12 protein-coding genes and 1 pseudogene are annotated in these 13,659 nt (G+C 72.3%); 11 read left to right on the forward strand and 2 right to left on the reverse strand.

The genetic code is table 11. The features are described from left to right. The first annotated feature begins 287 nt into the window (after positions 1 to 287). From dprA to AOK09_RS41195, 3 genes are all read left to right on the forward strand, one after another. Positions 288 to 1,655, forward strand: a complete 1,368-nt coding sequence (dprA, locus tag AOK09_RS29465) for a DNA-processing protein DprA (RefSeq protein WP_079063532.1) — start codon at positions 288 to 290, stop codon at positions 1,653 to 1,655. A 238-nt stretch (positions 1,656 to 1,893) separates the two neighbouring features. Then, positions 1,894 to 2,919, forward strand: a complete 1,026-nt coding sequence (whiG, locus tag AOK09_RS29470; RefSeq protein ID WP_265736749.1) for an RNA polymerase sigma factor WhiG — start codon at positions 1,894 to 1,896, stop codon at positions 2,917 to 2,919. A gap of 85 nt (positions 2,920 to 3,004) precedes the next feature. After that, positions 3,005 to 3,571, forward strand: coding sequence for a TetR/AcrR family transcriptional regulator (locus AOK09_RS41195; RefSeq protein WP_055590294.1), 567 nt, complete (start codon positions 3,005 to 3,007; stop codon positions 3,569 to 3,571). Positions 3,572 to 3,750: 179 nt separating this feature from the next. Here the strand turns inward: AOK09_RS41195 and AOK09_RS43525 are convergent. Next, positions 3,751 to 4,314 (reverse strand): annotated as a pseudogene (locus tag AOK09_RS43525) (peptidoglycan DD-metalloendopeptidase family protein); the annotation flags it as partial. 430 nt (positions 4,315 to 4,744) lie between these two features. Between AOK09_RS43525 and rpsB the strand changes: the two are divergent. The 8 genes from rpsB (at position 4,745) to rlmN (ending at position 12,319) form a co-directional block, all read left to right on the forward strand. Beyond that, positions 4,745 to 5,629 (forward strand): 30S ribosomal protein S2, encoded by an 885-nt coding sequence (rpsB, locus tag AOK09_RS29480; protein ID WP_055590286.1) that lies wholly within the window; start codon positions 4,745 to 4,747, stop codon positions 5,627 to 5,629. Positions 5,630 to 5,770: 141 nt separating this feature from the next. Continuing rightward, positions 5,771 to 6,607 (forward strand): translation elongation factor Ts, encoded by an 837-nt coding sequence (tsf, locus tag AOK09_RS29485; protein ID WP_055590287.1) that lies wholly within the window; start codon positions 5,771 to 5,773, stop codon positions 6,605 to 6,607. A 178-nt stretch (positions 6,608 to 6,785) separates the two neighbouring features. Next, entirely contained in the window at positions 6,786 to 7,544 is a 759-nt protein-coding gene (gene pyrH, locus AOK09_RS29490; protein ID WP_217698509.1) for a UMP kinase, read from the forward strand. Positions 7,545 to 7,642: 98 nt separating this feature from the next. Further along, entirely contained in the window at positions 7,643 to 8,200 is a 558-nt protein-coding gene (gene frr, locus AOK09_RS29495) for a ribosome recycling factor (RefSeq protein WP_055590288.1), read from the forward strand. Then, the gene (locus AOK09_RS29500; RefSeq protein WP_079063533.1) at positions 8,200 to 9,243 is read left to right on the forward strand and encodes a phosphatidate cytidylyltransferase; all 1,044 of its coding nucleotides are present in this window, start codon (positions 8,200 to 8,202) and stop codon (positions 9,241 to 9,243) included. The genes frr and AOK09_RS29500 overlap by 1 nt, the downstream gene beginning before the upstream one ends. A 272-nt stretch (positions 9,244 to 9,515) precedes the next feature. Further along, on the forward strand, positions 9,516 to 9,845 hold the full coding sequence (locus AOK09_RS40510; RefSeq protein ID WP_157876083.1) for a hypothetical protein: 330 nt from the start codon (positions 9,516 to 9,518) through the stop codon (positions 9,843 to 9,845). 215 nt (positions 9,846 to 10,060) lie between these two features. Continuing rightward, on the forward strand, positions 10,061 to 10,921 hold the full coding sequence (locus AOK09_RS38410; protein ID WP_245687536.1) for an alpha/beta fold hydrolase: 861 nt from the start codon (positions 10,061 to 10,063) through the stop codon (positions 10,919 to 10,921). Between the two features lie 297 nt (positions 10,922 to 11,218). Then, positions 11,219 to 12,319, forward strand: a complete 1,101-nt coding sequence (rlmN, locus tag AOK09_RS29515; RefSeq protein ID WP_055590290.1) for a 23S rRNA (adenine(2503)-C(2))-methyltransferase RlmN — start codon at positions 11,219 to 11,221, stop codon at positions 12,317 to 12,319. A gap of 69 nt (positions 12,320 to 12,388) precedes the next feature. On the opposite strand, the gene AOK09_RS29520 is transcribed toward rlmN, so the two are convergent. Further along, a complete protein-coding gene (locus AOK09_RS29520; RefSeq protein ID WP_055590291.1) occupies positions 12,389 to 13,543 on the reverse strand; it encodes a hypothetical protein in 1,155 nt (384 codons plus the stop codon). Positions 13,544 to 13,659 lie beyond the last annotated feature (116 nt).

A 13,659-nucleotide genomic window follows, 5' to 3' on the forward strand; every position in this document is an offset into this window, starting at 1 on the left:
GCCATGGCGTGTGGCCTGCGGCTTCGACTGCCGGCCGACAGGATCCGCACTGAAAGGCAGGACCCGTGACTCCGGTACAGCTACCGCTCGACCTCGGCACCACCACCTCCGGGCAGACCGGGCCACCCGTCGATCCGGTACCCGGTGCCGGGCCCGAGCCGGTACGCGACGTCGTCCCGGCTCGTGTGCTCAGGCCCGCTGCCGGGCCTGACGCCGGGGCTGATGCCGGACCTGATTGCTGGCCTGATCGCCGACCCCAACCCGGGCCCGAACCCAGGCCTGAAGCCATGCCTGAGCTTGGGCCTGCTCCTGAACCAGAACCCAGGTCTGAAACCGGGCCTGGGCTTGGGTCCGAAGCCGCGCCTGATTCCCAGCCGCAGGACAGGCCTGATCCCCGGCCCCAGCACGGGCCTGCTCCGAGGCCTGAAGCCGGGCCTGGTTTTGGGCCCGCTCCCGGGACTGAACCCGCGTCGACGTCCGACCGCCGGACCAGTACCGGCCTCGGCCCCCAGGGTTCCGGCGAGGAGGCCGAGCGGCTGGCGCGGGCCGCGCTGACCAGGCTTGCCGAGCCGGGCGACTCCGCCGTCGGGCAGTGGATCGACGACCTGGGTGCGGTGGAACTGCTGCAGGTCATCCGGCAGGGCGGCAGACCGCCGGGCGCCGGCGCCACCCGCCTGGCCGGCTTGCGGGCCCGCGCCGCCGGGCTGGACCCCCTCGCCGACCTGGAGCGTCACCGGTCCCTGGGCGGCCACTTCGTCATCCCCGGTGATCCCGAGTGGCCGACCCAGCTGGACGACCTCGGTCCCGCCCGGCCGATCGGCCTCTGGACGGCGGGTACCGGCTCCCTGCGGCTGCTGGCTCTGCGCTCCGTCGCCATGGTGGGCGCCCGCGCCTGTACGGCCTATGGCGCACATGTGGCCGGAGAACTGGCAGCAGGCATCGCCGAGCGCGGCTGGGTGGTGGTGTCCGGCGCTGCCTACGGGATCGACGCGGCTGCTCATCGCGGAGCGCTGGCCGTGGGCGCCCCCACCATCGCCGTCCTCGCCTGCGGCGTGGACGTCGCCTATCCCCGGGGCCACACCGAGCTGATTCGCCGCATCTCCCAGCAGGGCCTCCTGGTCAGCGAGCTACCGCCCGGTCAGCATCCCAACCGCTTCCGCTTCGTGCTGCGCAACCGGGTGATCGCCGCCCTCACCCGGGGAACCGTGGTGGTGGAGGCGGCGCTGCGCAGCGGAGCGCTGAGCACCGCCCGACGGGCCAGGGATCTCAACCGGATCACCTGCGGGGTGCCCGGACCGGTGACATCGGCGCTCTCCGAAGGTGTGCACGCCCTGCTGCGTACCGAGGCCGCGACCTTGGTCACCGACGCGGCCGAGGTGGCGGAGCTGATGGGGCGCATCGGCGGCGACCTGGCTCCGCCCAAGCAGGGTGCGGTGCTGCCCCGGGATCTGCTGGCGGTCGCGGCCCGCCAGGTCCTTGAGGCGGTCCCGGCAGGTGGCGACGGAGCCCCCGTCGATGCGGTGGCACGGGCCGCCGGGCTGCCGCCGGACGAGGTGTTGCAGCGCCTCTACGAGCTGGCGTCGCTGGGGTTCGCCGAGCGCTGCGGTGCGCACTGGCGGATCGCCGGCCGACGTCGGGACGGTCCGGCCGTGTGACCGCCGTCCCCCGATCGATATCGAACGCAACACCGTACGGCGCTCGGGCGGGGGGAATCCTCCCTCGGGTGGCCCAGCGCCGCCAATGGGCCTGACGTACCCCTCCGACCTGCGGGTTCGTCATCACCAGGAGGGGGGCGAGCAGGATTTTGTAGCTCTCAGCACTGGTCCGATCACGCTACGCTCACCACGACTTCCATACCGACACACGACTCGGCAGAACGGCGCACAAGGACGCATGCCCACACACATTCCCCGGCGGAGAGCGACCGGCGGCGACCCGGCTCTTACGGCTTCGGGTGCCGGGCCGGGTGCCGGGCCGGGTCCCGCGCCCGAGGGCCAGTCCGCGGCAGGGGCGCCCCGGGCGCCCCGGGGCGTCGCCCAGGCCGAAGCCGGACACCATGGGCAGACCGTCGGCGCGGCCCGGGCCGTGGTGGACACGGCTGCCCCGCAGCCGGATGCGGCCAGGACGCCCAGCGCGCGGCGCGGTGGGACACCCTCCGAGCGCCCGGCCCTGGAGCAGCTCTGGCGCTCGTACAAGTCCACCGGCGACGGACGGCTGCGCGAGCAGCTGATCCTGCACTACTCGCCGCTGGTGAAGTATGTGGCAGGCCGGGTCGGGGTGGGGCTGCCGGCCAATGTCGAGCAGGCGGACTTCGTCTCCTCCGGGGTCTTCGGACTGATCGACGCCATCGAGAAGTTCGACCTTGACCGCGCCATCAAGTTCGAGACCTATGCGATCAGCCGTATCCGCGGCGCCATCATCGACGAGTTGCGGGCGCTGGACTGGATCCCTCGTTCGGTGCGGCAGAAGGCCCGGGCGGTGGAGCGCGCCTACGCGACCCTGGAGACCCGGTTGCGGCGCACCCCGCACGAGCCCGAGGTAGCAGCCGAGCTGGGCATTCCGGTGGAGGAGCTGCATGCGATCTTCAGCCAGCTCTCCCTGGCTAATGTGGCTGCTCTCGATGAGCTGCTGCATCCCGGGGGCGAGGGTGGCGACGGACTGAGCCTGCTGGACACCCTGGTGGACACCGCGGCCGACGACCCCGTGGAGGTGGCCGAGGACCGGGAACTGCGCAGACTGCTCGCCCGCGCGGTGAACACCCTCCCCGAGCGGGAGAAGACAGTGGTGACCCTCTACTACTACGAGGGCCTCACCCTCGCCGAGATCGGCCAGGTCCTCGGAGTCACCGAGAGCCGGGTGAGTCAGATCCACACCAAGGCGGTGCTCCAGTTGCGCGCGAAGCTCTCCGACGCCCGCTAGCCGGCCGGGATCTGTACGGACCGGCAGTCACCCGGGTCCGACGGTCTCCTAGAGTGGAGCCGTGCCGAAGATCCGAGCGGCCACCTTGGCCGCGCACCGCGAGATGCAGCGCACCGCACTCCTCGCCGCCGCCCGCGCCCTGCTCTCCGAGGGAGGTGTGGACGCACTCACCTTCCCCGCCCTCGCCGCGCGCACCGGGCTGGCGCGGTCGTCGGTCTATGAGTACTTCTCCTCCAAGGCCGCGGTGGTCGAGGAGCTGTTCGTGACGGACTTTCCCGTCTGGGAGGCCCGGATCGAGACCGCCATGGACGCCGCCACCACGCCGGAGGGTCGGGTGGAGGCCTATGTCCGTACCCAGCTCGCCCTGGCAGGGGACCCCCGGCACCGCGCCGTCACTGCTGTCTCGGCGGCGGAGCTGGACGATGCCGCCCGTGACCGGATCCGGGCAGCCCACGGCCGACTGGTCGACCTGGTGGTCACCGCGCTGCGTGAGCTGGGGCACCGGCAGCCGCGCCTGACCGCCGCAATGCTCCAGGGTCTTGTGGAGGCGGCGGTGCGCAGGGCGGAACTGGGCGCCGCCGAGGATCCCCGGACGATCGCGGACGCGGCGGTGTCCATGGCGCTGTACGGCGTCGCGGGGCGCCGGGACTGAAGGGGCCGCCGGTACCCGCGCGGCGGGCAGGACCCATGGGCACGCCCTACAGCCGCAGCCGCAGACGGGGTGAGCCCGACGGGGAAGAGCCGCACCCGGCCCAGGCCGAGGAGTGCCAGCGGATCCAGGTAGCGGTGCCCGCGCAGCAGTCCCCAGTGCAGACAGGGCCGCCCGCAGTGGCCCGCACCGGCCTCCAGCCGCCCGATGACCTGGCCTGCCGACACCCGGGTGCCGACCGCCAGGGTGGCGGTGACCGGCAGATAACTGGTGCGCAGCGGCGGCTCCCCGGTGCCGGGATGGGCCACCGTCACCACACCCCGCCCGCCGATCCGCCCCGCGAAGGCGACCGTGCCCGCGGCGGCGGCTCGTACCTCCGCGCCGTCGACCGCCGCCAGGTCCACCCCGCGATGCCCGCGGGCCCAGCGCTGAGGCGGTGGGTCGAAGCGGCGCAGCACCGCCGCCCGGCCGGCCACCGGCCAGGCGCGGGGGACGGCCAGCGGTTCACGCCCTCGTGGGCGCGGGGGCTCCGCGCTCCCGGCGGCCGAAGACGGCGGTGTGAGGCAGCAGAGCAGTGCCAGCAGCAGCCCGACGAGCAGCAGCGGGGACCGACGGCCGGGGCTGGGCGGTTCCGGCGGCCGGCGCCGGCGCGGCGAGCCAGGTGAGGTGGGCGACGGCGAACCGGGCGACGGCAAACCGGGACAGCGCCACCGGCGCGGACGGGGAGCGGGGAAGGCTGGAGTCACGACCCGTACGGTGCCCGCACCCGCCGGGGCCCGCCATCACCCGCCGGGAACCTGTGGACAGACCCGGGGCTGTGGACGGCCGTGTCACCCGTCGGGGGGACGGGACGCGCTGCGACACCCGCCGTCAGGCCCCGGTGAGTCGCTGAGTCGCCTGTCACGCCACCGGTCCCGTACACTTCTGTCGCGACCCGGCGCGCCGGGTCGACTTCGCACGCCCCGCCACCGATGCGTCAGCACGCGGTTCGCAACCCGCGTCAGCACGGTGCGAGTGCCGCTCGGTCCGATGAGCCAGGTGCAGCAGCAGCTGCAGCCGGTCCCCACGGCACGGCACGGCCGGGGCGTCAGGCGCGACGGCCACCCGGCCGCCGCGGACAACCGAGCCTGACCCCGCCGCTCCGGCGCGCGGGGGCACAACACGAGGAGCACGGCCATGGCCGTCGTCACGATGCGGGGGCTGCTGGAGAGCGGCGTCCACTTCGGTCACCAGACCCGCCGCTGGAACCCGAAGATGAAGCGCTTCATTCTCACGGAGCGCAACGGCATCTACATCATCGACCTCCAGCAGTCGCTGAACTACATCGACCGCGCCTACGAGTTCGTCAAGGAGACCGTCGCCCACGGCGGCAGCGTTCTCTTCGTCGGTACCAAGAAGCAGGCCCAGGAGGCCATCGCCGAGCAGGCGACCCGCGTGGGCATGCCTTACGTCAACCAGCGCTGGCTGGGCGGCATGCTCACCAACTTCTCGACCGTCTACAAGCGCCTGCAGCGCCTGAAGGAGCTCGAGGAGATCGACTTCACCGACGTCGCGGGCTCCGGTCTCACCAAGAAGGAGCTGCTGGTCCTGCAGCGCGAGCACGAGAAGCTCGAGCGCACCCTCGGCGGTATCCGCGACATGCAGCGCGTGCCCAGCGCCGTCTGGATCGTGGACACCAAGAAGGAGCACATCGCGGTCGGTGAGGCCCGGAAGCTCAACATCCCGGTCGTCGCCATCCTGGACACCAACTGCGACCCCGACGAGGTCGACTACAAGATCCCGGGCAACGACGACGCCATCCGCTCCGTCACCCTGCTGACCCGTGTGATCGCCGACGCCGTGGCCGAGGGCCTGATCGCCCGCTCCGGTGCCGCCACCGGTGACGCCAAGGCTGAGCCGGGCGCCGACCAGCCGCTCGCCGACTGGGAGCGCGAGCTCCTCGAGGGCGAGAAGAAGGCCGACGAGGCCACCGCCGAGGCTCCGGCTGAGGCCCCGGCCGAGGCCGCCGCTGAGGCTCCGGCCGAGGAGACCCCGGCCGCCGAGGGCGAGCAGCAGGCCTGACGTTCCGCTGCCGAGGGGTAAGGCGGCCGCTGCACCGGCAGCGGCCGCCTGCCCCTCGCACCTGTGCCGGGCCCGGTGGCGACCCCGCGGGCCTGGTGACTCCCCAGCAGACACGCGAGACGCGAGAAGAGATTCACAACCATGGCGAACTTCACCGCCGCGGACGTCAAGAAGCTCCGTGAGCTCACCGGCGCCGGCATGATGGACTGCAAGAAGGCGCTGGACGAGGCCGAGGGCAACGTCGAGAAGGCCGTCGAGTTCCTGCGCATCAAGGGCCAGAAGGGCGTGGCCAAGCGCGAGGGCCGCGACGCCTCCAACGGCGCCGTCGTCTCCCTCCTCGAGGGCGGCAACTCCGGCGTGCTGGTCGAGCTGAACTGCGAGACCGACTTCGTCGCCAAGGGCGACAAGTTCGTCGAGGTCGCCAACACCATCGCCGCCCACGTCGCCAAGGCCGCTCCGGCCGACGTCGAGGCCGCGCTGGCCAGCGAGATCGAGCCTGGCAAGACCGTCCAGCAGTTCGTGGACGAGGCCAACGCCACCCTCGGCGAGAAGATCGTCTTCCGCCGCTTTGCGCAGTTCAGCGGTGACGGCTACGTCGCCGTCTACATGCACCGCACCTCTCCGGACCTGCCGCCGCAGGTCGGCGTCCTGGTCGAGCTCGACAAGGAGAACGCCGAGGTCGCCAAGGACGTCGCGCAGCACATCGCCGCCTTCGCGCCGAAGTTCCTCTCCCGTGAGGACATCCCGGCCGAGGTGCTGGACAGCGAGCGCCGCGTCGCCGAGGCCACCGCCCGCGAGGAGGGCAAGCCCGAGGCTGCCCTGCCGAAGATCATCGAGGGCCGGGTCACCGGCTTCGTCAAGGAGAGCGCCGTTCTGGAGCAGGCGTTCGCCAAGGACAACAAGAAGACCGTCCAGAAGGTGCTGGACGAGGCGGGCGTCACCCTCAAGCGCTTCGCCCGCTTCCGCGTCGGTGCCTGAGTCGTTCCACCCTTCTGCCCCTAGGGTAGAGAGCGGAACACGTCGAGCAGCCCGGCCGGCAGCGGCCGCGGCGGCTTGACACCATGAACGACGAGGAGGCCATTGCCGTGCAGGTGACCATATCGGTTCCCGCGGCGGTGGCCTCCTCATCTGTACGTGCAGGAGGAGGAGTCGGCCCATGCAGATGACTGCGCAGGAGACCGCAGAGGACGGCGTACGCCGCCGTGTGCTGCTGAAGCTGTCCGGCGAGGCGCTCGCCGGCGGGGGCGGTCTGGGTGTCGACCCGGATGTGGTGCACGCCATCGCCCGCGAGATCGCGGCCGTGGTTCGCTCGGGCACCCAGGTCGCCGTGGTGGTCGGGGGTGGCAACTTCTTCCGCGGGGCGGAGCTCCAGGTCCGCGGCATGGACCGGGCCCGCTCCGACTACATGGGCATGCTCGGCACGGTGATGAACTGCCTGGCGCTCCAGGACTTCCTGATCAAGGAGGGCGTGGAGACCCGGGTGCAGACCGCCATCACCATGGGGCAGGTCGCCGAGCCCTACCTCCCGCTGCGTGCCGTGCGCCACCTGGAGAAGGGGCGCGTGGTGATCTTCGGCGCCGGCATGGGGATGCCGTACTTCTCCACCGACACCACCGCCGCGCAGCGGGCGCTGGAGATCCAGGCCGAGGCGCTGCTGATGGGGAAGAACGGGGTGGACGGCGTCTATGACTCCGACCCCAAGGCCAACCCCGACGCGGTGAAGTTCGACTCCCTGGAGTACAGCGAGGTGCTGGCCCGGGACCTCAGGGTCGCCGACGCCACCGCGATCACCCTCTGCAGGGACAACGACCTCCCGATCCTGGTCTTCGAGCTTCTCACCGAAGGCAACATCGCCCGTGCGGTGCGGGGTGAGAAGATCGGCACGCTGATCAGCCGCGGAACCGGCAAGGCCTGACCGCCCAGCGCGGCCCGGCCAGTTACGACGTTACGGACCCCTTGCCCCGCCATCCGGGCGCGGGAGGGGGCGAGCAGGGAACCGGACAGGAGCAGACTGTGATCGAAGAGACCCTCCTCGAGGCCGAGGAGAAGATGGAGAAGGCGGTCCAGGTCGCCAAGGACGACTTCGCCGCCATCCGTACCGGCCGTGCGCACCCGGCGATGTTCGCCAAGATCACGGCCGACTACTACGGCGCCCCGACGCCGATCAACCAGCTCGCCTCCTTCTCGGTGCCCGAGCCGCGCATGGCTGTGGTCACCCCCTTCGACAAGAGCGCGCTGCGGGCCATCGAGACCGCCATCCGGGACTCCGACCTCGGCGTCAACCCGACCAATGACGGTTCCCTCATCCGGGTGGTGTTCCCGCAGCTCACCGAGGAGCGCCGCCGGGAGTACATCAAGGTCGCCCGTGGCAAGGGCGAGGACGCCAAGATCTCCATCCGCAGCGTCCGCCGCAAGGCCAAGGAGACGCTGGACAAGATGGTCAAGGACGGCGAGGCCGGCGAGGACGAGGTACGCCGCGCCGAGAAGGAGCTCGAGGACATCACCGCCCGCTACGTGGGCCAGGTGGACGAGCTGCTCAAGCACAAGGAAGCCGAGCTGCTCGAGGTCTGATGAACCACGCCACGACTCCTCCCGGCGGGTCCCCGCCCCGCTCCGGGACCTCCTCGCAGGGCCCCGGAGGGCCCGACCAGTCCGGCCGGCCCGCACCCGGGGTCGCGGCGTACACATCGTGGGCCGGCCCGCAGGCGCCGGCCCACCAGGGCCTGCCCACCGACACTGCCGAGCGCCCGCTCGGGCAGGAGAACACCGTGGCCTCACCGGACGACCAGCAGCCCCGCAAGCCCCGCGCCGGCCGCAATCTGCCGGCCGCGATAGGGGTCGGCGTCGGACTCGGCGCAGTGATCATCGCTTCGCTCTTCGTGGTGAAGGTGCTCTTCCTGGGCGTGGTGATGGCTGCGGTCGGCATCGGCGCCTGGGAGCTGACCAGTCGGCTGTCCGAGCGCAAGGACATCCGGGCCCCCCGGATCCCCCTGGTGGTCGGCGGCCTGGTGATGGTCGCCGCGTCGTACGCCTTCGGGACCGAGGGCTCGGCGGCGGCGCTGGCGCTCACCGCGCTGGTGGTGCTGGTCTGGCGGATGAGCGAGCCCCCGCAGGACTACCTGCGAGATGTCACCGCAGGGATCTTCACCGCTTTCTATGTGCCGTTCCTGGCCACCTTCGTGGCGCTGATGCTGCACGCCGACGACGGTGCCCGGCGAGTGATCCTCTTCCTGCTGGTCACCGTCTGCAGTGACACCGGCGCGTACGCGGTGGGCTTCAAGTTCGGCAAGCACAAGCTGGCCCCGACGATCAGCCCCGGGAAGACCCGTGAGGGCCTGGCCGGCGGTATCGCGCTCTCCATGCTGGCTGGTGCGCTCGGCATGCAGCTGATGATCGAGGACGGTGTCTGGTGGCAGGGTCTGGTGCTGGGCGCCTGCGCCGCCGTCACGGCCACCCTGGGCGACCTCGCCGAGTCCATGATCAAGCGTGATCTCGGCATCAAGGACATGGGCACCATGCTGCCCGGCCACGGCGGCATCATGGACCGGCTGGACTCCCTGCTGCCCACCGCCCCGGTCGTCTGGCTGCTGCTCACCGCCTTCGTCGGCTCCTGACCGCGACGCCCGCAGGCGGCCCCGGACCCGGCCGCGGTCGCCGGGGCCGCCCGGGCCGCCGCAGGCCGGCCGGTGCCCCCGCCCGGGACCTGCCCGAGTTGCCGACGAGCGCACGGCCCCCTGGCCATGCCCGACCCGACTCCGGACAGCCACCGGCTGAAGATCGCGCCAACGCCCTGAGCTGCCGCTGTCCCATGGCACCGCTCACGTGCGAAGATCCCTGAGATGCGACCAGGAGCCGCACAGTTTCACGTTGTGGGGGACACGCCTTCATGTCCGTTTCCCTATGGGTCGGCCTCGCGGTCGTCTGGATCATTGCATGGGTACCGGGCGCAGCAGCGATCGCCCGGGGGTGGTTGCCTCCCTGGTTGCGAGGCCGCGTCCTGTCTCCCCGTATGTGGGGATTCGGCAGCGTCATGATGGGCCCCGGGTTCACGGTCGGGATGCTGCCGATGATGATGACCGATCGGCACTGGACCGCCGATGCGGAGACTCCGGTGTGGATCGCGGCTGTCTGCCTCTCCCTGTCCGGCCTCGGCCTGATGGTATGGGCACAGCGCTCCGCCCGCGCCGCGTGGCCCTCCTGGATCCGTAAGCACTGACAGCAGCCGCTGACAGCAACGGCGGCGGACGGTGGCGGTTCGCGGCGCACGCCCACGGCTCCCGCAGGCCGGCAGTCCAGGCGCAGCCTCGATCGACCGCCGTGGGAGACAGGGAAGAGGCTCCAGCCTGTCCTCAACCCTGGTGGAGCCGACCCTGGTGGAGCCGACCCTGGTGGAGCCCCAGCGATGCCGGTAGCTTCTCCGTGGTGACCTTGATGGAGACACAGGGCCCGGCGTTGATGAGCGACGAGGCCCAGTTGCGTTGGGTGGCGCTGGGGGACAGGAACGGGAAGCCGCCGGTGGTCATGCTCCATGGCGGTCCGGGGCTGCCGGACTATCTGGGCGATGTCGCCCCCATGGTCGCGGACCTCGCGCCCGTGTACCGGTACGACCAGCGTGGCACCGGCCGATCCCGGTGGGACGGCCGCCATTCCCTCGCCCGGCATGCCGACGACCTCGCCGAGCTGCTCGACGCATGGGACGTGCCCAGGGCCGTGCTGATCGGGCATTCCTACGGCAGTGACCTGGCGATCCGGTTCTGCCTGGCGCACTCCGACCGGGTTGCCGCGATGCTGCTGATGTGCGGGCCGTTCGTCGGCGATTGGCGTACCGGGTACCGAGCGGAACGCGACCGCCGCATGTCGCAAACGCAGCAGGAGCGGCTCCGTGAGCTGGAGGAGTTGCCGCGCCGCACGGAGGAGCAGGAACTCGAGTTGCTCTCGCTGGCCTGGTTCACGGACCACTCCGCTCACGAACACGGATGGCACTGGGCCGCGCAGGCTGCCCGGCGGCGGCGTCCGGTCAACTGGGCCATGAACAGTGAGCTGGGCGGGGAAGGGCGCGCGGATCCGCTTGACGGGCGTCTTGCCGAGTTGCGCGCGTGCCTGCCCGCGCGAGTGGAACTCCTCGCTGGGGTCGACGATCCGCGCCCTGTGTCGGCTCTGGAAGCGCTCGCGCTCCGGCTCGCTCTTCCGTTGACGCGGATCGAGGGCGCCGGGCACGAACCCTGGCTGGAGCAGCCCGGCGCTGTGCGTGCGCACCTTCGGAGATTCGTGCGGAGCGCGGTGGGGGCATAGGGCTTGGGCAGGTCTGCTGGCCGGCCTCACCCCGGGCTACCGGCACTTCGGGTGGGCCACGCGATTCTCGTGGCTGCCGGACGGCGGGGACCGTTCCACAACGGTGCCGACCGCCGGGCTCTCCGCGCGTACGACGGGGTACCTGAGGCCGTCGTGCCGCACAGCCGTCCAGCAGGGTGTGCGAATGGGGGGCCGTCCAGCCGGGCAGCCGCCGATCACGGGCATCCACCAGGGCCGATGCCTCCGCCCCTGCTCCGGCCCGGGGTGGCGCTCTGGATCTGCGACACTGGATGCACCATGCCTGTTCCCGGAGAACTCACCTTCGTCGCGCCGCGCGGTGCCAAGCCCCCGCGCCACCTCGCCGACCTCAGCCCCGCCGACCGCCGGGAGGCGGTGGTGGAGCTGGGCGAGAAGCCGTTCCGCGCCAACCAGCTGGCCCGCCACTACTTCGGCCGGTTGTCGGCCGACCCCGCCGAGTGGACCGACATCCCGGCGGCCTCGCGGGGGAAGCTGGCCGAGGCGCTGCTGCCGGACCTGATGTCCGTGGTGCGGCATGTGTCCTGCGACGACGACACCACCCGCAAGACGCTGTGGAAGCTCTTCGACGGCACGCTGGTCGAGTCGGTGCTGATGCGCTACCCGGACCGGGTGACCATGTGCATCAGCTCCCAGGCCGGCTGCGGGATGAACTGCCCGTTCTGTGCCACCGGCCAGGCCGGTCTGACCCGCAACCTGTCCACCGCGGAGATCGTGGAGCAGATCGCCGCCGGTATGCGCGCCCTGCAGAGCGGTGAGATCCCGGGCGGTCCGGCGCGGTTGAGCAATGTGGTCTTCATGGGCATGGGCGAGCCGCTCGCCAACTACAACCGGGTGCTGGCGGCCATCCGTCGCCTGACCGACCCCGCTCCCGACGGTCTGGGGCTGTCGCAGCGTGGGATCACCGTCTCCACGGTGGGGCTCGTCCCGGCGATGAACCGGCTGGCGGACGAGGGGCTGAGCGTACGTCTGGCGCTGTCGCTGCACGCCCCGGACGACGAGCTGCGCGACACCCTGGTCCCGGTGAACACCCGCTGGAAGGTGGCGGAGGTGCTGGACGCCGCGTGGAACTACGCGGAGCGTTCCAACCGGCGGGTCTCGGTGGAGTACGCCCTGATCAAGGACATCAACGACCAGGCGTGGCGTGCCGATCTGCTCGGCCGCAAGCTGCGGAACCGCCGGGTGCATGTGAACCTGATCCCGCTGAACCCCACCCCGGGTTCCAAGTGGACGGCCTCCCGTCCCGAGGACGAGCGGGAGTTCGTGCGCCGGCTGGAGGCGCACGGTGTCCCGGTCACGGTCCGCGACACCCGCGGCCAGGAGATCGACGGCGCCTGCGGCCAGCTGGCCGCCGCCGGCTAGGACGGCCGGTCCGCGCCCCCGTGACTGTCACGGCTGAGCCCCCGTGCCGACCCTGGTCGGCGCGGGGGCTCAGCCGTGGAAGGCCAGCAGGGTCAGCGCGGCGGCCGCGGCGCCCACCGCGAGTACCGCCAGACCTGCCGCCCCGACCGCGGTCAGGGCCGTGGCATGCAGCACGGAGGCCGGCGAGCCCAGGCGCCGCACCAGGGCCAGTGACGGGCGCCGGGCGGCGCGGGACTCGGCCAGCCGTACGCCGACGGTGACCATCGCGCAGGCACCGAGCAGGGCTGCCTCGACCACCGGGAGCGGGCCGCCGGGTCCGTGGCCGGTCGAGGCCCAGCGTGCCGCGGCCGCGGCCACCACCGCGGCGGTCACCGCCAGCAGGCCCAGGGGCGCGCCCATCCGTACGGCCTCGGCCTGGAGTCCGCGTCCGGCCAGCAGCCGGGGGGCGGTGGGTTCCCAGGAGCCCAGCAGCCGTCCCGCCCAGGAGAGCAGCAGGGGGACGGTGAGGACGAGTCCGAGCAGCGCCAGCGCCCAGCCCGCCGAGGTGATCGCGGTGGTGGTGCCCAGCCGGGCCGGGGCGTGCAGACGCCTGCCGGGGGCGTGCGGTCCGTAGACCACCAGGGCGGCGCCGGCCAGCGCGGCGGCCGGGGCCGCGACGCTGCGCAGCAGTCCCAGCGGGGTGACGCGCGGCTCTGCGGTCCACTCCGGGAGCCGGTCCTTGGCCGGTACGGCGCCGGCGGAGGCCAGCGCCCCGAGCAGCGGCACCACCAGCAGCAGGGTGAGCGGGGCGGCGGTGGGGAGCCGTGCGCCCATGCCGACCTCCGGGGCGAGGCCCGGACCGGCGATGTTGTTGCGCAGCACCAGGAAACCCAGCAGGGCCAGCAGGCTGCCGGCGACACAGGCGACGGCGGTCTCCCCGGCGACCAGCAGCCGACGGCGTGCGGGTCCGGCGCCGGCCGCGGTCAGTCCGGCGACCCGGTCGGGCCGCACGCTCGGCAGGGCACGGGCGCAGCAGGCGCAGAGCCAGCAGATCGCCGCGAGCGGGGGCAGACACCAGAGCAGCCGGCCCTCGGAGACCGCCGCCGTGGTACCGGGCGGGTCGACGAGGGCGCGGCCGAGTGCCCGCAGCAGCATGGCTGCGGCGGCTGCGGAGGCCGCTGCGGTGAGGATCCAGCGACCGAGGTCGAGGACCCGGTAGCCCCGGGCCAGGCGGAGGTAGAACACCGGCGGGTGGTTCCTTCCAGGCGCGGCCTCCGGCTGGGCGGCCGTGCGACGGGGCGTCAGGCGGGGGCGGCGGCGGCCGGTGCGGCCGCTGCGAGGGGGGTCTCTTATGCACATCT

The organism is Peterkaempfera griseoplana, from assembly GCF_001418575.1.
GTDB lineage: Bacteria > Actinomycetota > Actinomycetes > Streptomycetales > Streptomycetaceae > Peterkaempfera > Peterkaempfera griseoplana.

Excerpts from the sequence above, each read along its gene's own strand:
- AOK09_RS40510 (WP_157876083.1), top strand. The coding sequence starts at position 9,516 with ATGTCCGTTTCCCTATGGGTCGGCCTCGCGGTCGTCTGGATCATTGCA.
- AOK09_RS38410 (WP_245687536.1), top strand. The coding sequence starts at position 10,061 with ATGGAGACACAGGGCCCGGCGTTGATGAGCGACGAGGCCCAGTTGCGT.
- tsf (WP_055590287.1), top strand. The coding sequence starts at position 5,771 with ATGGCGAACTTCACCGCCGCGGACGTCAAGAAGCTCCGTGAGCTCACC.
- rlmN (WP_055590290.1), top strand. The coding sequence starts at position 11,219 with ATGCCTGTTCCCGGAGAACTCACCTTCGTCGCGCCGCGCGGTGCCAAG.
- dprA (WP_079063532.1), top strand. The coding sequence starts at position 288 with ATGCCTGAGCTTGGGCCTGCTCCTGAACCAGAACCCAGGTCTGAAACC.
- whiG (WP_265736749.1), top strand. The coding sequence starts at position 1,894 with ATGCCCACACACATTCCCCGGCGGAGAGCGACCGGCGGCGACCCGGCT.
- AOK09_RS29500 (WP_079063533.1), top strand. The coding sequence starts at position 8,200 with ATGAACCACGCCACGACTCCTCCCGGCGGGTCCCCGCCCCGCTCCGGG.
- rpsB (WP_055590286.1), top strand. The coding sequence starts at position 4,745 with ATGGCCGTCGTCACGATGCGGGGGCTGCTGGAGAGCGGCGTCCACTTC.
- pyrH (WP_217698509.1), top strand. The coding sequence starts at position 6,786 with ATGCAGATGACTGCGCAGGAGACCGCAGAGGACGGCGTACGCCGCCGT.